The 18,493-nt window shown below is 62.2% G+C and carries 14 protein-coding genes and 1 tRNA gene; 13 read left to right on the top strand and 2 right to left on the bottom strand.

Annotation, left to right across the window (positions count from 1 at the left end; all coding sequences use genetic code 11):
- The first annotated feature begins 237 nt into the window (after window positions 1-237).
- The 6 genes from fdnG (at window position 238) to H7688_RS00305 (ending at window position 7,168) form a co-directional block, all read left to right on the top strand.
- A complete protein-coding gene (fdnG, locus tag H7688_RS00330) occupies window positions 238-3,267 on the top strand; it encodes a formate dehydrogenase-N subunit alpha (RefSeq protein WP_183359025.1) in 3,030 nt (1,009 codons plus the stop codon).
- Complete coding sequence (locus H7688_RS00325; RefSeq protein WP_183359024.1) at window positions 3,264-4,100, top strand: 4Fe-4S dicluster domain-containing protein; 837 nt, start codon at window positions 3,264-3,266, stop codon at window positions 4,098-4,100. The genes fdnG and H7688_RS00325 overlap by 4 nt, the downstream gene beginning before the upstream one ends.
- A gap of 4 nt (window positions 4,101-4,104) precedes the next feature.
- Window positions 4,105-5,313: an NrfD/PsrC family molybdoenzyme membrane anchor subunit gene (gene nrfD, locus H7688_RS00320; protein ID WP_183359023.1), complete on the top strand. Its 1,209-nt coding sequence runs from the start codon at window positions 4,105-4,107 to the stop codon at window positions 5,311-5,313.
- A 90-nt stretch (window positions 5,314-5,403) separates the two neighbouring features.
- A tRNA-OTHER gene (locus H7688_RS00315) sits at window positions 5,404-5,473 on the top strand.
- Window positions 5,474-5,554: 81 nt separating this feature from the next.
- The gene (gene fdhD, locus H7688_RS00310; RefSeq protein ID WP_183359022.1) at window positions 5,555-6,973 is read left to right on the top strand and encodes a formate dehydrogenase accessory sulfurtransferase FdhD; all 1,419 of its coding nucleotides are present in this window, start codon (window positions 5,555-5,557) and stop codon (window positions 6,971-6,973) included.
- 21 nt (window positions 6,974-6,994) lie between these two features.
- A complete protein-coding gene (locus tag H7688_RS00305; protein WP_183352418.1) occupies window positions 6,995-7,168 on the top strand; it encodes a twin-arginine translocase TatA/TatE family subunit in 174 nt (57 codons plus the stop codon).
- A gap of 101 nt (window positions 7,169-7,269) precedes the next feature.
- On the opposite strand, the gene H7688_RS00300 is transcribed toward H7688_RS00305, so the two are convergent.
- Window positions 7,270-9,348 (bottom strand): TOL_0244 family TonB-dependent receptor, encoded by a 2,079-nt coding sequence (locus tag H7688_RS00300; protein ID WP_183359021.1) that lies wholly within the window; start codon window positions 9,346-9,348, stop codon window positions 7,270-7,272.
- Window positions 9,349-9,532: 184 nt separating this feature from the next.
- A complete protein-coding gene (locus H7688_RS00295; RefSeq protein ID WP_183359020.1) occupies window positions 9,533-10,108 on the bottom strand; it encodes an acyl carrier protein phosphodiesterase in 576 nt (191 codons plus the stop codon).
- Window positions 10,109-10,383: 275 nt separating this feature from the next.
- Here H7688_RS00295 and H7688_RS00290 point away from each other — a divergent pair, with 275 nt between their 5' ends.
- From H7688_RS00290 to H7688_RS00260, 7 genes are all read left to right on the top strand, one after another.
- Window positions 10,384-10,878 carry a hypothetical protein gene (locus H7688_RS00290; RefSeq protein ID WP_183359019.1) on the top strand — a complete coding sequence of 165 codons (495 nt, stop codon included), beginning with the start codon at window positions 10,384-10,386 and terminating at the stop codon, window positions 10,876-10,878.
- Between the two features lie 341 nt (window positions 10,879-11,219).
- The gene (locus H7688_RS00285; RefSeq protein ID WP_183359018.1) at window positions 11,220-12,647 is read left to right on the top strand and encodes a Wadjet anti-phage system protein JetA family protein; all 1,428 of its coding nucleotides are present in this window, start codon (window positions 11,220-11,222) and stop codon (window positions 12,645-12,647) included.
- Window positions 12,648-12,650: 3 nt separating this feature from the next.
- Window positions 12,651-13,283, top strand: coding sequence for a DUF4194 domain-containing protein (locus H7688_RS00280; protein ID WP_183359017.1), 633 nt, complete (start codon window positions 12,651-12,653; stop codon window positions 13,281-13,283).
- Entirely contained in the window at window positions 13,267-16,704 is a 3,438-nt protein-coding gene (locus H7688_RS00275; RefSeq protein WP_183359016.1) for an SbcC/MukB-like Walker B domain-containing protein, read from the top strand. Before H7688_RS00280 ends, H7688_RS00275 begins: the two co-directional genes overlap by 17 nt.
- A 26-nt stretch (window positions 16,705-16,730) precedes the next feature.
- Window positions 16,731-17,165: an HIT family protein gene (locus H7688_RS00270; protein WP_183359015.1), complete on the top strand. Its 435-nt coding sequence runs from the start codon at window positions 16,731-16,733 to the stop codon at window positions 17,163-17,165.
- On the top strand, window positions 17,152-17,757 hold the full coding sequence (locus tag H7688_RS00265; protein ID WP_183359014.1) for a GNAT family N-acetyltransferase: 606 nt from the start codon (window positions 17,152-17,154) through the stop codon (window positions 17,755-17,757). The genes H7688_RS00270 and H7688_RS00265 overlap by 14 nt, the downstream gene beginning before the upstream one ends.
- A gap of 32 nt (window positions 17,758-17,789) precedes the next feature.
- Complete coding sequence (locus H7688_RS00260; protein ID WP_246329659.1) at window positions 17,790-18,332, top strand: dioxygenase family protein; 543 nt, start codon at window positions 17,790-17,792, stop codon at window positions 18,330-18,332.
- Window positions 18,333-18,493 lie beyond the last annotated feature (161 nt).

The raw sequence follows: 18,493 nt of genomic DNA, 5'->3' as shown, positions 1-18,493 counted from the left end.
TAGGCAAATTTGACTAGGTCATTATGTTACAGGTCGTGACAAAACTGCGCAGTTGTGAGCCTGGACTAATTTTGTCGGTTTCTAATCTTTCAGCCGGACAATACTATCATTTCAAACGTTTATCCGTATACAATTTTTTTTGCTAAAGAAAAAATTGTCTGGCACGACAACTGTATACGTTGTCCGAATCGTGATGGCGGTTGCCTAATTTTTTTGTATGGAAAGGGAGTTTAAAACATGGCTGTTTCACGAAGGAAGTTTTTGCAGGGAGGAGCGGCTGCTGCGGCGCTGGCTCTGTCCGGCGGGAAGGCGGAGGCAAGTGCCGACTCGTCAGAGATGCGCACCAAGGGGCTGAAAAGCTCCACCACCATTTGTCCGTTCTGCGCGGTGGGCTGCGGCCTGGTCGTTTCCACCAAGAACGGCAAGGTGGTCAACATCGAAGGGGACACCGAACACCCGATCAACCAGGGGGCCCTGTGCTCCAAGGGGAGCGCGCTGTTCCAGGTGGCCAACAACGATCGTCGTCTGCAGAAGGTGATGTACCGCGCACCGGGCAGCGACAAGTTTGAAGAGAAGTCCTGGGAGTGGGCGCTGGACAAGATCGCACAGCGCATGAAAGAGACCCGCGACAAGACCTTCAAGGCGAAGGAAGTCAACAAGAAGGACAACAAAGAGTACGTAGTAAACCGTACCGAGGGGATGGCATTCCTGGGCGGCGCCGGTCTGGACAACGAGGAGTGCTACCTCTGGTCCAAGTTCGGTCGCGCCATGGGTGTGGCGAACCTCGAACACCAAGCCCGAATATGACACTCCGCTACAGTCGCCGGTCTGGCGGCTTCGTTCGGTCGTGGGGCAATGACCAACCACTGGATTGACCTGAAAAACGCCGATGCCATCCTGGCAATCGGTTGCAACCCTGCAGAAAACCACCCTATCTCGATGAAGTGGATCGAGGCAGCCATGGATCAAGGCGGCAAGCTGATCGCCGTCGATCCCCGTTACACCAGAACCGCATCCAAAGCCGATTACTACGCGCAGATCCGTCCCGGCACCGACATCGCCTACTTGGGCGGGATGATCAACTACGCGATCCAGAACAACCTGATCCACGAAGAGTACGTGCGCGAGTACACCAACGCCTCCTTCATCGTCAACGAGAAGTTCGACTTCGAAGAGGGTATGTTCTGCGCGTTCGACGATCAGGAGAAGACCTACGACGCCAAGGCCTGGGCCTACGCCGTGGACGGCGCCGGTAACCCGAAGCGCGACAAGTCGCTGAAGGATCCGCGCTGCGTCTACCAGCAGCTGAAGAAGCACTACTCCCGTTACGACGTGGACAAGGTCTGCGCCATCACCGGGACCAAGAAGGAAGACTACCTGGCCGTCGCCAAGGCGTTCTGCTCCACCGGGCGCCCCGACAAGGCCGGCACCATCCTCTACGCGATGGGGATCACCCAGTCCACCCACGGTACCCAGAACGTGCGTGCCGTTGCCATGCTGCAGCTCCTCTTGGGCAACATCGGCATCGCCGGCGGCGGCGTTAACGCCCTCAGGGGTGAGAGTAACGTACAGGGTTCCTCCGACTACGGTCTCTTGTTCCACCTCCTGCCGGGCTACCTGAAGTCCCCCGAGTTCGACAACGTCGACCTCAAGGCCTACCTGGAGAAGTGGACCCCGAAGACCAAGGATCCCAAGGCAGCCAACTGGTGGGGCAACACCCCGAAGTACACCGTGTCGCTTCTGAAGGCCTGGTACGGCGAAAACGCCACCCCGGAAAACGGCTTCTGCTACGACTACCTCCCGAAGAGAAGCGGCAACTACTCCTTCATGAAACTCATGGAAGGCATGGGCGCCGGCAAGCTGGAAGGTCTCGTCTGCATGGGTCAGAACCCCGCGGTGGGCGGTCCGGACTCGCTGAAGACTCGCGACGCGCTCGGGAAACTGAAGTGGCTCGTCACCGTCGACCTCTGGGAGACCGAAACCTCCATCTTCTGGAAACGTCCGGGGGTGAACCCGAAGGACATCCAGACCGAAGTCTTCATGCTGCCGGCAGCGTCCTCCGTCGAGAAGGAAGGTTCCATCTCCAACTCGGGCCGCTGGGCACAGTGGCGCTACAAGGCGGTTGAGCCCTGCGGCAACGCGAAGAGCGACCTCTGGATCATCAACGCCTTCGCCAAGAAGATGAAGGACCTCTACGCCAAGGGCGGTGCCTTCCCGGAGCCGATCACCAAGCTCTCCTGGAACTACGGCCACGGCGAGGAGCCGGAAGTGCACATGGTAGCCAAGGAGATCAACGGCTACTTCACCAAGGACATGACCATCGTCGACAAGGACAAGACGCTCGAGTTCAAGGCGGGCGACCAGGTCCCGATGTTCAAGTACCTCCAGGACGACGGTTCCACCGTGTCCGGCTGCTGGATCTACTGCGGTTCCTACACCAAAGACGGCAACCTGATGGCTCGCCGCGACAAGACTGACGCACCCAACGGCCTGGGCATGTTCCCGAAATGGTCCTGGTGCTGGCCGGTCAACCGCCGCATCATCTACAACCGCGCCTCGGTCACCCCGGACGGTACCCCGTTCAACCCGAAGCGTGCCGTCATCGCCTGGGACGGGCTCGAGAAAAAATGGAAAGGCGACGTGCCCGACGGTCCCTGGCCGCCGATGAACGACGCCAAGGAAGGGAAAAACCCCTTCATCATGGTGCCGGAAGGCTTTGGCCGTCTCTACGCACTGGACATGAAGGACGGTCCGTTCCCCGAGCACTACGAGCCGATCGAGAGCCCGGCGACCAACCTGCTCTCCAAGGTTCAGAACAACCCGGCCGTCAAGGTACCGAAAGACATCGTGCCCGACGCCGCCAAGTTCCCGTTCATCGGTACCACCTACCGCATGACCGAGCACTGGCAGGCCGGCGCCATGACCCGTTCGCTCCCCTGGCTCACCGAGCTCGTGCCCGACATGTTCGTCGAGATCTCCGAGACCCTCGGCCGCGCCAAAGGGATCAAGAACGGCGACATGGTGAAGGTAACCTCGCAGCGTGGCTCCATCGAGTGCGTGGCACTGGTGACCTCGCGCCTCAAGCCCTTCAACGTACAGGGCAAACAGATCGAACAGGTCGGTCTCCCCTGGCACTTCGGCTACGCCGGTGCGGCAACCGGGGACTCCGGTAACGTACTGACGCCGTCGGTTGGCTGCGCAAACACGAGCATCCCCGAGTTCAAGGCATTCCTCTGCAACATCGAGAAAGGGGGTAAACGCGCATGAGCAGCGAAAACAAAGACTTCGGCAAGAACAAGGCGTTCTTGATCGATATGACCAAGTGCACCGGCTGCCGCGGCTGCCAGGTTGCCTGCAAGCAGTGGAACCAGCTGGACGCCGAGAAGACCAAGTTCTTCACCGGCGAGGGGTACCAGAACCCGCCCTTGATGTCGGAGTACACCTTCACCCGCATCAAGTTCCGCGACTACGAGAAGAACGGACAGAACGAGTTCGCCTTCTACAAAGAGATGTGCATGCACTGCAACGAGCCGGCCTGTGCCTCGGTCTGCCCGGTTGGCGCCTTCGTGAAGACCAAGGAAGGCCCGGTCACCTATGACGCCAAACGCTGCATCGGCTGCCGTTTCTGCATGGTCGCCTGCCCGTTCGGGGTGCCCAAGTACGAGTGGAGCAAGGCGTTCCCGCTGGTAAGGAAGTGCACCGGCTGCTACTCCCGCGTCAAGGAAGGGAAGAAACCTGCCTGCGCCACCACCTGCGTCTCGGCCATCACCTACGGTCCCCGTGAGGAGATGATCAAAGAGGCGGAGAAGCGCATCGCCGCACGTCCCGAGAAGTACCTGAAGAAGCTCTACGGCGCCGAAGAGGCGGGCGGTACCTCGGTCATCTACCTGACCGCGCTCCCCTTCGACGAGCTGGGCTTCAAACACGTCACCAAGCGTCCGCTTCCGTCTTATACCTGGCAAGCCCTCAGGCTGGTCCCGGGTATCTTCCTGACCGTGGGCAGCTCGCTGTCCCTGCTCTCCTGGTTCACCCACCGGAAAGAGCGCATCGCCAAGGAAGAAGAGATGAGAAAATCCGGCTCCGCGCCGAAGGAGGGATAGCTAAATGACCGCTGCCAAGATTACTCAGGTTGTAGTTGATGAAGTGAAGGGCTATCACAACTTCGTGAAGTTCCTTATTTTCCTGGTTGGCGCTGCGGCTCTTGCCTCGGCCATCCGTTTCATCTTCGGGCTCGGTGTCACCACCAACCTGAACGATACCTTCCCCTGGGGGCTCTGGATCTCCTTCGACGTCGTGACCGCGGTACCTCTCGCGGCCGGGGCGTTCACCCTCGGGGCCATCGTGCACTGCTTCCACATCAAGAAGCTGGAGCCGCTGGTTCGTCCGGCCATCGTAACCGGTTTCCTCGGTTACTCCCTGGTCTGCGTCGGCCTGCTCCTGGACCTCGGTCAGCCGCAGCGCGGCTGGCACACCATGGTGTACTGGAACCCGCACTCCCCGATGTTCGAGGTTTCCATGTGCATCATGGCGTACACCACGGTGCTCTTCCTCGAGTTCCTGTCGCCGGTGTGCGAGAAGTTCGGCTACCACGTTCCGCTGCGTCTGCTGCGTACCATCGAGATGCCGCTGGTCGTGCTGGCCGCTTCCATCTCCACCCTGCACCAGTCGTCGCTCGGCACCTTCTTCCTGATCGCCGTCGACAAGCTGCACCCGCTCTGGTACAACCCGCTCCTGCCGCTGCTCTTCTGGGTTTCCGCCATGTGCGCCGGCATGTCCATCATCACCGTGGAAGCGACCATGAGCCACAAGTACATGGGGCAGCCGGACGAGGGTGAACTTCTGGAAACCCTCGCGAAGATCCTCCCCTGCGTGCTCAGCTTCTACCTGGCGCTGCGCCTCTTCTCGCTGTTCGCACTCTCCGAGGGCGCACTGTGGGATCGTCCGGGTCTGACCGCACTGTTCGTACTGGAGATCGTCGCCCTGGTGGTGCCGGTCCTCATGCTGGCCCAGAAGAAGGTGCGCGAGAACGGCCGCCAGAGGGCTACCGCTGCCTGGCTGGTCATCTTCGGCGTGGTGGTGAACCGCTTCAACGTCTCGATGTTCGGGATGGAGGCTCCGGGAACCTCGTACTACCCCTCCTTCCTGGAGAGCGTTGTCACCATCGGCATCATCGCGGCACACATCCTGTTCTTCGTGCTGATCGCCAAGTACTTCCCGATCTTCGAGCACCATCCGGAGACCGTGGACTACTCGCTGCCCGACCATTTCCACAAGACTGACAATAACCACGGCCACGTGGGGAACGAAGCCTAAGTAACAAAGCCGGGGCGATGCAACTGTCGCCCCGGTCGTAGCATCCTTTTCCGTTGCAATTCGGGGCGAACCTCGGTTCGCCCTTTTTATGGGGCAGGTAGCTCAGTCGGCAGAGCGCTTGAACTTCAAGAGACCGCGGTTCGATGCCGCGCACGCCCCCCGATTCTCCGGCACGGAAACGGTCTGGACCTAAGGGTCCGGACGACTGGCAGCTTCACAAACCACGAAGTGAGGAGTAGTTGTGGCAACAACGATCTACCATTTCAACAAGGGTGTATTCGAATCGGAAGCGGGGGACCTGGTCCAGGAATACCCGCTGACCCTGCACGTGAACGGGCGCGAGATGGCTACCCTGATCGCCTCTCCGCACGACCTGCGTTTCCTGGTGGCCGGTTTCTTACGGCTGCAGGGATTCGTCAATTCCGTACATGACTTTTTGGCGCTCTCCATCTGCAGCGACTACGGCGCGGCGAGCGTTACCATCAGGGGCGAACTCCCCGAAAAACTCAAGCCGGTACTCACCTCCGGTTGCGGCACCGGGATCAGCTTCAACCTACCGCAGGTTGCCCAGAAAAACCGCGCCCCCGGTGTCCATGAGCCGGCCACCATCTTCGCACTCATGGACGAACTGGCCCGGCGCGCCGAAGGGTACCGCGCCCACGGCGGGATGCACTCCGCCGGCATCGGCGACGACTCGAAGACCCTCATCCTGCATGCCGAGGACATCGGCCGCCACAACACCATCGACCGCATCGCCGGCGAGGCACTTTTGAAGGGGATCGAACTTTCCGGCAAGATCCTGGTCACCTCCGGCCGGGTTTCCACCGAACTGGTCGGCAAGGCCTCGCTTCTGGGGATCGAGGTGATCGCCTCGCGCACCTCTCCCACCGACATGGCGGTGCAGATGGCCGAGAAGGCCGGCATCACCCTGATCGGCTACGTGAAAAACGACCGTTTCAAGGTCTACTCGCACCCCGCCGGGATCTGTGTTCCGACCGAGAAGGGTAAGATAGCCGGGGTGACCGGCGTGATCCTGGCCGGCGGCGCCTCGAGCCGCATGGGGAGCAACAAGGCGCTGTTGCCGCACAAGGGTGGGCGCTTCATCGAGAGCATCTACCGGGAACTCACCGAGATCTTCCCGGAGGTCATCCTGGTGACCAACACCCCCGAACAGTACGATTTCCTCCCCTGCCGCAAGGTCGCCGACCTCTACCAGGGGATGGGGGCCCTGGCCGGTATCCATGCCGGTCTCGCCCAGGCGTCGAATCCCGCCGTCTTCACCGTGGCCTGCGACATGCCGCACCTGGATCCCTGGCTGATCAGGCACATCGCCAACCGGGGCATGGGGTGCGACCTGGTGCTTCCCAAGAGTAACCACGGCTTCGAACCGCTGCACGCCCTCTACCGCAAGGGGTGCCTGCCGGTCATGGAGGAGTGCCTGGAGAACGGCCAGCGCCGCATCGTCTCCATCCTCCCCAAGCTGCGGGTGCGCGAGATTGCCGCCGACGAGGTGGCGCGCTTCGATCCCGCCTTCGATTCCTTCAGCAACATCAACACCCCTCAGGAGTACTACGACCTGAGAAACGCCACCAAAGCCCAGTCCGGCGAGCCCCTGTGCCCGGTTGACGAGGCACAGACCAAGACTCACGCAGAGGCTTAAGAGACTAAAGGAGAAGAAAGAATGTTCGGTTTTGGCATGCCTGAAATGATTATCGTGCTGGTCATCGCCCTGGTGGTGGTGGGTCCCTCCAAACTCCCGCAGCTGGGCCAGGCCCTGGGAAGCAGCATCAGGAACTTCAAGAAAGCCTCCACCACCGACGACGTGGTGCAGGTGAACGAGGCGCCCAAGGCGTAACCAGTTCCGACAACGGTGCACAAAAAGGCCCGCAGGGTTTTCCCGCGGGCCTTTTTGCGTTCTCTTGACGCCGAGAAGCGTGGGGAGCCTGGGGCTTTTATTTAGAACTTCCAGGTGACCTTTCCGTAGACGCTGCGCTGCACCTCCGTCGGGAAGGTGTTGATGAATTCCGGGTTGAACTCCTGCTTGCGTTCGTGCAACAGGTTCTGTCCCACCACGGAGAGTTCCAGTTTCGGTATCGGCCGCCAGGCGAGGCGGGCGTCGAGGGTCAGGTACCCGGGGATGCTCAACCGGTCGATATAGCTCAACTTGTCGGTGCCGCGCAGCAAGAGATCGAATTCGACCCCTTTGCCGAGATCCACTCCCGAGCGGACCGTGAACTGGTGCGCAGGGCTGTCGCCTTCGGCATCCCGCTTGTTGATCTCGTCGATGCTCGGGTTCTCCAGGTACATCTTGGAGACCAGGTAGGAATAGGTCGCGTGCAGGCGCCACCAGATGATCGGCGACCACTCGGCTGCCACCTCCACGCCGTAGGTGTGCCCGTGCATCAGGTTGGCGAGGCTGAGCGGTTGCACGATGTCGGTCGGGGCCTGGGCCGAGGGTTCGAACTGCCAGGGGTCGACCTTGAGGACACGGAGCTTGCGGTAGTCGTTGTAAAAGAGGGCCACGTCGAGGGCCACGTGCTGCACCGGCTCGGTTCGGTAGCCAAGTTCGTAGGCGGTCAGGTTCTCCGATTTGAAGGACTTGTTGCCGTCGATCTCGTAGCGCACCGGGAGCTGCGGGGTGGGATCGACCAGGTAGCGGTAGACGATGTCGCTGTCGCCGCGCGCCGGGGTGCGCACCGCACGGGACACGGCTCCCCAGAAGGTGTGGTTCGTGGCCGGGGTCCAAAGGAGCCTGCCGTTGGGCTGCACCTCGAAGCCGGTATAGCTGTTGTGTTCGAAACGCGAGCCGACGATGAGCGAGAGCCGGTCCGGGACCAGTTTGATCTCGTCGTGCAGGAAGGCGCTGTAGAGTTCGGTGCTGCGGGTGGGCGGGTTGAACGAGATGATGGCAGACTGGGCCAAGGCGTCGTTACTGAAGCGGAAGCCGAGTCCCCAGATGATGTCCTGCCGGTTCCACAGGGTGAAACGGTGCTGGAAATCGAGGTCCAGGGTATCCTGGCGCTCGCCCAGGATGATCATGTTGCGTTCCAAATGATCGTAGTAAAGCTGCAGCGAGACGTTGCTCGTGTCGCTCAGGGTGCGTTGCCAGCGCCCCAGGAGGTTGCCGCCGCGCATCTTCGAGGTGGCGTTCTGGTCGCTGCTGAAACCGGGGTCCTGCAGGGTGGGAACCCGGTACAGGGTGTAGCGCTCTTCGGCGGAACCGTCGAAATAATCCCCGGAGACCGTGAGGGTATCGCTACTGCTGGGCTGGGCGTCCAGGCGGAAACCGGTGCGGGTCATCTGCCAGGCGTCGTGGCTCGTGGTGCCGTCACCGTAGACCTGGGAAGCGGTGTCCTGGTGCCGCACGAAGAACCTGGCGTGCGCATCTTTACCAAAGCCGAAACCGTAGCGTGCGGTGACGAAGTCACGCGCCTCGGTCCCCCCGCCGGCGCTCACCAAGCCTCCCTGGGTCCCTTCCGACGACTTGGTGATGATGTTGATCACCCCGTTTACCGCGTTGGCCCCCCAAAGTGCCGCCCCGGGCCCGCGGATCACCTCGATGCGTTCGATGTCCTCCAGCGGCGTATCGTGCATCTCCCAGTAGACACCGGCGAAAAGGGGCGAGTAGAGGCTGCGCCCGTCCATCAGGACCAGGAGCTTGTTGGCGAAACGCCCGTTGAGACCGCGAATGGAAACGGCCCACTTGTTGGCGTCGATGCGTGCTACCTGAACCCCGGGTGCCATGCGCAGGGCCTCGGGGATGCTGGTCACACCCGAGCGCCTGATGTCCTCCTGGGTGATGACGAAGACCGCCGCAGCCGCGTCGGAGAGACGCTGCGATTTCTTGGAGACCGAGGTGATTTCTATCTGCATCAGGTCTTCCAGGGGCATGGACAGAAACTCGCTCATGTTTCCGCCGTCGGTCGCCTGAACCGGCGTGGACAGTCCGAGCACCAGTGCGGCGATACCGGGAAGCATCTTGCCTAGTGCCAGGATTTTGCAGCATCTGGCACTAGATTCCTTCGTTCCACTCATAGGGAGTCTCCTGCACGCTTATTTCCAGAGGAGGGGTCGTACTTCAACACTGTCTCTTGTCGGTTTAGCAGGACAAATACTTTAGTTTCTGGTGGCGTTATCGGGGAATCGGGATGGAATAACGTAGAGCGACCACACGGATGGGGGTGCTATGAGTGCGGAGCCCGCACGAGCGAGAGGGGGATTAGGCGAGGAAACTGTCGGTAAAGCGTTGTACGGCCGGGAGGAACTCGTGAAAATCTCCCTCGAGCTCGGGGTAAAGCCGGATCAGTTCGGTTCCGCCAGAAGCCAGAGGGTTTTCGCGCGGGATGCGACGCCCCATGCGGGTGAGCGCCCTGCCGACCCCGTCGGGGTCACGGTAGGATGGCAGCAGCTCCTCGAAGATAAGGGGGACGATCTCGCGCAGTCGCTCGGGCAACTGCGTGTGGCGTACCTCGATGAGCCGCCTGGTACGGGCAAGGTAGTTCTCGAGGGGGTCCCCCGCGTAGCGTGTCCAGTGCAGGGCAAGAAAGTGATCGTAAAAGAGGTCGACGAGGACTCCGCGGTACAGGCCAAAGTGCGGCGCGATGCGCAGCCGGCTGCGGTTGAAGCTCTCGGCGTCACGGGCAAAGGAGTCGATGCGCCGGTGCAGTTGCACCCCAAGGCGCAGGCGGGGAGGGGAGAGGTCATCGAGCCGCCCCTTCACGAAGTCCCCCATGAAGTTGCCGGTGAGAATCTCGGGGTCGCTCCCCGAGAGGTAGAGGTGGAAAAGGTAGTTCATGTTCGTACCGCCCGTGTCATTTGGGCCCATGGTTGCACAGTCTGGCGCCATGTGCAAACGGTAATGATCCCGGCTCCACCGAGGAGCCGACCTGACCAAATGCGGCACAGGGTGGCTGTTCAACTCTCGGGCAGCACGGGATTCGGCAGCCCGTCCCGCAGTCCCGCTTCTTTGTTATCTGTCCGATAATTCGTGTTATTTTCAGGCCAATGCCGCTGGCACTCCGTTTGCTCCTTGAGATGCTGCATACACCTTTAACTACGGGAGGTGCGCAGATGCCGTCAAGGATCGAGTCGCGTACCAGGATGGTCATGAGGACGCTGCATTGGGTTTCGGTGTGCGGCTGGATCGGCGGCGGGCTTGCCATCCTGATCCTGCTGAAACTGGCCGGCAGCCCGAACGGTCATGACGAGGCACTTGCTTTTCAGCGCTCCATCAAGGCGATCGACGACCTGTTGATCACCCCTTCAGCCGGACTGGCCACGCTCTCCGGATTGCTGCTCTGCCGCGGGAAGCCGTGGGGGTTCTGGGGGCATCGCTGGATCACCGAGAAGTGCTTCGTCACCACCGTACTGCTCGTTTTCGGGGCCCTTTGGCTGGCTCCGGGCCTGCAGAATTTCGCCCCTTCCCGCTACTGGCTGTCCGGCTACCAGGACCAGTACCTGCGCAGCTGGCTCTGGGGCGCCATCGCCGCCACGCTGCAAACCGCGGTGCTGCTCCTGGTGGTGGCGCTGTCCGTCCTAAAGCCTGAGAAAAACAGGCAGCACTGACCGCTCGCCACCTCCCCGAACTGCCCCGGTTCCTGCGTGTCAGCGTCGACCCGCAGCGCGCCGGAATCCCCATGATTGGTTTGACCTTCGCCCGAAATTGTTGTATGTTCAGCCGTCTTTAATCGTGGCCAGACCCACCGCTTTCGGAGGGAGTTTTTGCTCAACACCGGCAGTTACGCCCGCCTCCTCTGTGCAGTTCTCCGCCTTTGAAGTGTCAGTTCCGTCTGTTCCCGTTACCACGACCATCCTCTGCCGTCCCCCGTGCCACCAGCTGTCGCCTGCGCTTAGCGCGGCGGGTTGGATGGGGAGGGTGCTGAAAATTCCGGTGCCACAGGTCCGTCATGCTTTTCAACAAACTTCCCGATGAAATATTCAAGCCGCTGGCCGGCCCGAACCGGCAACTCTTCGAGGAGATCCTCCTCTACCTGTTCCGCTACTTCTCCGACGAAGACCTGACCAACGAGGCGGTATTCCCACGGCGCGGCCAGGTCGTGCGCGAGATAGAGGAACTGCTGGAGCGCAAGGGGCGCCTTTTGCAGCTGGTGCTCGAGGAAGGGGAGGGGGGCGAAGAGGAGTTCGGCACCGCTCCCGGCACCGCGGCGCGCTACGTCTACCGTCGCCTGGTAGCAACCGGCTGGCTCGAAGAGGAAGAGGACGGCTACCATGTGAACGTCTTGATGCCGCCGCACGCGAGCCTCCTTTTGGAGGCACTCGAAGGGGTGGCCCACGCCGAGAAGAAGAACTACGGTTCCACCATCGCCTCGATTAGGCTGCAGCTCGAGGCGATCGCCAACCAGCCGGAGACCAACGCTCGGGCCTTTCTGGAGGTGGTGCGCGCGGCGCGCGACTTCACCCGGCACCTGCAGAACATCTTCTCGGGTCTGCGCGGGTTCCAGGAGCTGATTACCCGCCAGCACAACCCCCGCCTGGCGCTGGCCACCTTCTTCGACGATTTCGTCGAAAACCTGCTCATATCCGACTACAAGTCGCTGCAGGCCGAGAACAACCCGTTTCGGCACCGGGCCAACGTGCTCACCCTCCTGGTGCAGATCGAGCACATCGATTCGATCATGGCCCAGCTGGTCAAGGTGTACCAGGAGGACCGCAGCCTCGACGAGGGGCAGGCCCGTGAGAAGGTCATCTACGACCTGCATTTCATCGCGCGGGTGTTCCGCTCGGTGGACCGCCGCCTGGACGCCATCGACCTGTACCGGATGCGGCTGGAATCGCGGGTGGCCCAGATGGTGCGCTACCTGGACCGCAACGTCCCGGATCTGACCAACCACGGTATCCAGCTCCTCGAGCAGTTGGGCAAGCGCTCCCAGGACCAGCCGGATGGGGAGCTTGCCCACCTACCGACACCGGGGCGCTGGATGTCGGCGGGCCTTTTGAGCAAACGCAGCCTGCGCAAGCCGCAACGGCGCCGCCAGCCGCAGTTCGTGGAACTCTCCCCGCCCGAGGAGGTCGGAGCCGAAGTGAAGGAGCGCATGCGGCTCATCCAGGATTACCTGCAACGCCGGGTGATGTCGCCGGCCAAGGTGGCGGGCTTTCTGGACCGGCAACTCGGGGAGCGTCGCGAGATGGCCGCGAGCGAGTTCCGCATCGAGACCGTCGAGGATCTGGTCGCCTTCTCCTTCGTCCCGTTCCTCGGGGGGATGAAGGGGAAAGCTGCCGCCAACCAGCCGCATTTCACGCTGCGCCGAACCGGGGGACGCATCGATACCCCCTTTCTGGAATGCAACGATTTCATCGTCGAACGAAAAGGATAGACCGTGCTGCACGAACTACGACGCATGCTGGATAAAGACGAGACCCTGAACGGTGAGGACCTGCGGCGCGCCGCTGCCGTGGCCCTGGAACGGCAGTTCCTGTTCAGCGACAAGAACCGGGATCAGCGCCATTTTCACCAGATTCTCGATGCCGAGGATTACTACCGTAACCTCTTCGACGCCTTTAACCTCGACCTGGTCTGCGACCGTACCGCCGGGTATCTGGGGGTCCTGCCGCGCGAGTCGCAGCTCACCCTGGGGCTCGATACCGAGCACTCCATGTTTCTTTTGGTGCTGCGTGTCATCTACGAGCAGGCCGCCCGCGAATGCCGCATCGGCGAATACTCCCAGGCCTTCACCGACAGCGAGGTGCTGGTCGACACCTTCGTCGCCCACACCCGCCGCAAGCGTCCCGGGCTGGTGCGCCTGCGCGAGATCCTGCGCACCTTCTCCCGGCAGGGGCTTTTGGAGATCGACGAGGACGAGGACAAGGCGATCCGCTTCCGGATCCGCCCCTCGATCAGGGACCTGGTGACGCCGGGCTTTCTCCTGGCCCTTGAGGACTACCTGGAGGCTCCCGAAACCGAGGAGCAGGATGCGGAGCCGGCAGGGGGTAATAATGAAGACGTTGACTAAGGCTATCGTGATCCAGTGGTACCGGCTCGAAGCGGTGGAAATTCCCATCGTCGGGAGTACCGCCTTCATTGGGGACAACGGCGCAGGGAAATCCGCGCTGTTAGACGCCATCCAGACCGTGCTCACCGGCGCCAACAAGCACCTTATGGTCTTGAACCGCGGCAGTAACGAGCAGTCCTCCCGAAAGCTCTGGGAGTACGTTTTGGGGGTCATGTCCGACCCCAAGAAGCCCGAGCTTGCCACCAAGATCAAACCGCGCGAGAAGGCCAACTGCTACCTGGCGCTCAATTTCCTGGACCAGGAGACCGGCGAGTCCACCTGCGTGGGTTTGGGGATCTACGCTTCGCTTGCCGAGATGGCCGAGAAGATCGAGGGGTACTTCGTCTGTCCCGGCCTGGTGGGAAGCAAGGACCTCTTCCTCGAACAACGCGCCGGCGACAACATGGTGGTGCTCCCCTGGGCGCGCGTCAAGGAGCGCCTCGCCAAGAGCTGCCCGGCGGCCCGTTTCCACCAGGAACCGGGAAAGTTCACCCAGGACATGTACGCCACCTTAAGCGAGCATCCGGGGCTCCCCAACAACGACCGCACCGTGCTGAAGGCCCTGCAGGCCGCCTTCAAGCTGGAGCGCATTTCGGACCCGACCGAGTTCATCCGGCGCTACATGCTGGATCGCGACGACCTGCAGATCAAGGAACTGCAGAGCGCCCTGAAAAACTACCGGGACATGGCTGACAAGGCGGACTCGGTAAGCCGGCGGGTCACCGAACTCACCCGGCTGGAACTGCTTTGCGAGAAGGTGGAGCAGGCGCGGGTGCAGCAGGTTTTATCCGAGTACCTCTCCCTGGCGGTTCGCAGCGAGCAGTTGGAGGAGCGGGCCAACCCGCTGCGCGACGCGCTGGCCGATCTCGAGGAGTCGCTGGAGCAGATGACCGAGCGCCGCGGAATCGTGGAGTCTGACCTGGCGCGCCAGCAGGAGCTCCTGGGTGAGAAACGCGCCGAACTGAAGAACAACGACCTGCAGATCCAGTGCGACCGGCTGCAGCTCGACTTCGACAAGGCAGCCGAGACCGAGCGTGCCCTCACCGCCAGGATCACCGAGTTGCGCCTGTTGCTGCAGCGCTTCGAGAAGCACCGGGAGAGTTCCCTCAAGGGGCCGCTGGTCAAGGTCATCGACTCCCTGCTCGGGCTGCTTCCCGTCGATGGCATGCTGACCGCGGCACGGTGGCCGAGCGACCCTGCCGCTGCGGACCGGGTCTTGGGAGAACTTGGAACTGCGGCCGGCCAGGCGTTGCCGGAATTGAACAGCCGGTACAACACCCTGTGCGCCGAGTTGAGTGGCTGCACCCAGAAGCTCAAGGAACTCAAGGATTCCGTGAAGCTCCTGCAGCACGGCAAGGCCCCGTTGCAGGCCAACACCCGTAACCTGATCCAGTTCTTCAAGCAGCACGGCATCGACGCCAAACCGCTCTGCGACCTGGTGGACGTGGCGGACGAAACCTGGCGCGGCAGCATCGAGAGCGTACTGGGGAATATCCGGGAAGCGCTCATCGTGATACCGGAACAGGCCAAGAAGGCGGTGCACCTCTACCGGTACGAGGGGCGCCGCGAGTTCCCGGGGTGCCACATCGTCAACACCACGCAGACCGAGCGCTGGAAAAAGCCGGCGCAAGCCGGGACCCTCGCCGACTGCCTGGCTACCGACAACGTGCATGCCCGGGCCTTCTTGAACCGCCGGCTGGGGAACATCGTGAGAGTGGAGAGCGAACAGGATCTCCTGAAGCACGACCGGGCCGCCACCGCGGACGGCATGCTGAGTTCCGGAGGCACCGTTTCGGAGCTGAAGCCGATTCCGCCCATCTTGGGGCGCGGTTCCCGCGACACGCTGCTGTCCACCTACCAGCGCGAACTCGACCAGCTGGAGCGGCAGCAGGGCGCGGCGGAGACCAGCGCAGCCACCCTGCGGCACCTCAAAGACCTGCTCGACGATTTCCTGCGCCGTTACTCCGGCGAGGCGTCTTTGTCCCTGGTCGAGCTGGTTCGTGGCCGCGAGGAGAGCCAGGAAGAGATGCGTGTGCTGCAGGCGCGGCTTGCGGCCCTCTCCCTGGACGAACGGGAAAACGCCCTGCGTACCGAACTCGTCCGGCTGGAACAGGCCGCTGAGGGGCTCAGGAGCGAACTCACTGCCCTGAACGAGCAGCACCGGCACGCCGAGCGGGAGTTCGGCAAGAAGGAGGATGAGCTCGCCTCCCTCGAGGCACAGATGGACGTGCTGCAGAAGGTGCTCCACGAGACGCGGCTTCACCCCCTCCTGGACCGGGTCAAGGCTGCCGATACCCTGGACCGCTGGCGCGAGCAGTATGCAGGCGATTTCGCCGCACTGGTCGGCCGTGCGGACCAGGAGATCAAGTCGGCGCTGCGCGGCATCGAGGAGCACACCTCGCGCGTGGTGCGGGACTACACCGAGTACTACGTGCGCTTTGCCGTGGAAGAGGGGGACGACACCCGGCCCGAGAGTTTCGAGGAGTACGCAGCGGCGATCCGGCGCAAAAAACGGCACCTGGTCGAGACCACGCTTGCCGAGTACCGGGAAAAGTCGGCCCGGGCGCTTCTGGAGGCCGAGGACACCTTTCGCGCCAAGTTCGTGGGACGCTTGATCGGCAAGCTCGAGGCGGTGCGGGTCTCCGTTACCCAGCTCAACAAGACCCTGGAGAAGCATCCGTTCCACGGCGAGATCTACAAGTTCCGCCCCAGCCCGAACCCGGAGTTTAAACACATCATCGAGTTCGCCAAGGCCTGCAACAGCCCGGTGTCGCGCGAAGTCGGAGGGCTCTTCGATCCGGCGGCCGATCCGGAGACGCCGCACCGCAAGGCCCTGGAGGACATCACCCTGGCGTTGCAGGATCCCAAGGCCGCCGAGCGTCTCCAGGACTACCGCAATTTCCTGGTTTTCGACGTGGAGATGTGCGACATCGACGGGACCCCGACGGCGGATCTGGAGCATCGCATCCAGAAGGGGTCCGGCGGCGAGAACCAGACCCCGTTCTACGTGGCGATCGGCGCCTCGCTGGCGGCTGCCTACCGGCTCAAGGAAGAGTACGGTACCTGCCACGGCGGCATGAGCCTCGCGGTATTCGACGAGGCCTTCTCGAAACTGAGCGTTGCCACAAGCCACAGCTGCATCGAGTTCCTGAAGAAGATCCAGTTGCAGCTCTTGCTTGCTGCGCCGGACGAAAAATACGCTACCATGGCCGAGGTGATGGATACCATCGTCTGGGTGACCCGCGACGGCGGCAACGTGCAGACCGAAGTCATCTTCATTAAGCCCGCCATGCGAGCCCTGCTTCGTTCCGATAACCCGTACCTGCGCGCCTCCGGTGCCGCCGGGTTTCTGAACGAACCGCTCCCGGCTGCAGCCGGCTGATCACATTTTCTCGAGAGGATTGCGCCATGCCTGAGACCAGCTGTCCTTTCTGCCAGGTAGAGCCTGCCAAGGTCCTGGTGGAAAACGAGCACGCCATCGCGTTTCTCGATGCCTTTCCGGTCACGGTAGGGCACACCCTCGTGGTGCCCCGGCGCCACGTGGTCTCTTTTTTCGACGCGACCCCCGAGGAGCAGGCTGCCCTCTTCGACCTGGTCGGGCGGGTTCGCGAACTGCTGGTTGCCGAGCGTGCTCCCGACGGCTTCAACCTCGGGATCAACGACGGAGCCGCAGCCGGGCAGACCGTCATGCACCTGCACCTGCACCTTATCCCGCGCTATGCCGGGGACACCGAGGACCCGCGTGGCGGGGTGCGCTGGATCATGCCTGAGAAGGCACCCTATTGGAAAAGGGAGCAGGCGGCGCGACAGAACGGGGGAGAGCGCGATCATGTCCGACCGTAACGGTGAACTCACCAGGGCGCTTTCGAGCGGGTCAGCCGTACGCGGGATACTTCCGGACCTGGCGGCATTGCGGCTCACCATTTTTCGCGAGTTCCCGTACCTCTACGACGGCAGGCTCGCCGACGAGCTGAACTACCTCGAGCAGTACGCGACGACACCCGATGCGCTGGTTGCGACCGTTCGGGACGCCGGGCGCGTAATCGGTGCTGCCACCGGGATCCCGCTTGCCGCTGAGGGGGCCGAGTTGAAAGATCCGGTACGCACTACCAGCTACCGCGTCGAGGAGATCTACTATCTGGGCGAGTTGCTCTTCTACCAGGAGTACCGCAACCGCGGTCTCGGGCTTACCCTGTTGCAGCAGGTAGAGGATGCGGTGCGCACCTTCGGTGACTATCGCTACCTCGCCTGCGCTACCGTGCAGCGCCCCGTGGACCATCTGGCACGCCCCAACGATTTCGTCCCGATCGAGCGGTTCCTGAGCCGGACCGGGTTCACAGCTCTGGGAGACCTCGTGACGGGTTTCACCTGGCAGGAACTGGACGGTGAGAAGCGATACCATCCCATGAAGTATTGGATCAAAGAGCTGGACTGAAGCGCACGGCTGCACTTCGAAAAGGGGGGGAGATGGACCGATCGATACGACGAGCGCCGTTATTGTTTCTCTTGGTGATGTTCAGCGTCACCGCGCCGGAGTGGCTTTTACCGCAGCACGTATTTGCGGGTTCCTGCACCCCGACCCCGTGGGACGAGATCGGACCGTTCTACCGTCCCAACGCACCGCAGCGCAACAAGATCGGCTCGGGGTACCTTCTGAGCGGGACCGTGCGCTCCTCCAAAGATTGCTCACCGATTCGCGGCGCACGTATCGAGGTCTGGCAGACGGCCCGAAACGGCAGCTACGACGACGCCCATCGCGCCACGCTTTTCTCCGACAACCAGGGACGCTACCGGCTGGAAACCGATTATCCCGGCGGCTACGCGCAGCGTCCTTCCCACATCCATATCCTGGTCGACGTCCGTGGCCACCAGGGTCTCGTCACCCAGCACTATCCCAGAAAAGGGGACCGCAAGGCCCGTTTCGACCTGGTGCTCGAACCGGAAAACGATACAGCTGGTGCGGCGAAAGGCCGTACCGGAGACCTGGTTACTCCGGGAAGAAAGCCCTAGCAGATCACCGCTGGTGCGCGTTTCCCCTGTAATACAAAAAGGCTCGCCAGCAGACATGCTGAGCGAGCCTTTTTTTGTGGTATCACACCACCTCCTCCCTTGACGGGATGGGGCAGGGGGGGAAGCCGCCATCGGCTATGATGTGGCGCCTTCCCCCTCAC

Source organism: Geomonas limicola (assembly GCF_014193675.1).
Lineage (GTDB): Bacteria > Desulfobacterota > Desulfuromonadia > Geobacterales > Geobacteraceae > Geomonas > Geomonas limicola.
Note: the sequence above shows the minus strand (reverse complement) of the source record. Positions and strands in the feature narration are given on the sequence as shown.

What these genes read in the sequence shown, in the direction of transcription:
- H7688_RS00305 (WP_183352418.1), top strand. Translation starts at nt 6,995, where the DNA reads ATGTTCGGTTTTGGCATGCCTGAAATGATTATCGTGCTGGTCATCGCC.
- H7688_RS00265 (WP_183359014.1), top strand. Translation starts at nt 17,152, where the DNA reads ATGTCCGACCGTAACGGTGAACTCACCAGGGCGCTTTCGAGCGGGTCA.
- H7688_RS00285 (WP_183359018.1), top strand. Translation starts at nt 11,220, where the DNA reads ATGCTTTTCAACAAACTTCCCGATGAAATATTCAAGCCGCTGGCCGGC.
- H7688_RS00295 (WP_183359020.1), bottom strand. Translation starts at nt 10,108, where the DNA reads ATGAACTACCTTTTCCACCTCTACCTCTCGGGGAGCGACCCCGAGATT.
- nrfD (WP_183359023.1), top strand. Translation starts at nt 4,105, where the DNA reads ATGACCGCTGCCAAGATTACTCAGGTTGTAGTTGATGAAGTGAAGGGC.
- H7688_RS00270 (WP_183359015.1), top strand. Translation starts at nt 16,731, where the DNA reads ATGCCTGAGACCAGCTGTCCTTTCTGCCAGGTAGAGCCTGCCAAGGTC.
- H7688_RS00300 (WP_183359021.1), bottom strand. Translation starts at nt 9,348, where the DNA reads ATGAGTGGAACGAAGGAATCTAGTGCCAGATGCTGCAAAATCCTGGCA.
- H7688_RS00290 (WP_183359019.1), top strand. Translation starts at nt 10,384, where the DNA reads ATGCCGTCAAGGATCGAGTCGCGTACCAGGATGGTCATGAGGACGCTG.
- H7688_RS00260 (WP_246329659.1), top strand. Translation starts at nt 17,790, where the DNA reads ATGGACCGATCGATACGACGAGCGCCGTTATTGTTTCTCTTGGTGATG.
- H7688_RS00275 (WP_183359016.1), top strand. Translation starts at nt 13,267, where the DNA reads ATGAAGACGTTGACTAAGGCTATCGTGATCCAGTGGTACCGGCTCGAA.
- H7688_RS00325 (WP_183359024.1), top strand. Translation starts at nt 3,264, where the DNA reads ATGAGCAGCGAAAACAAAGACTTCGGCAAGAACAAGGCGTTCTTGATC.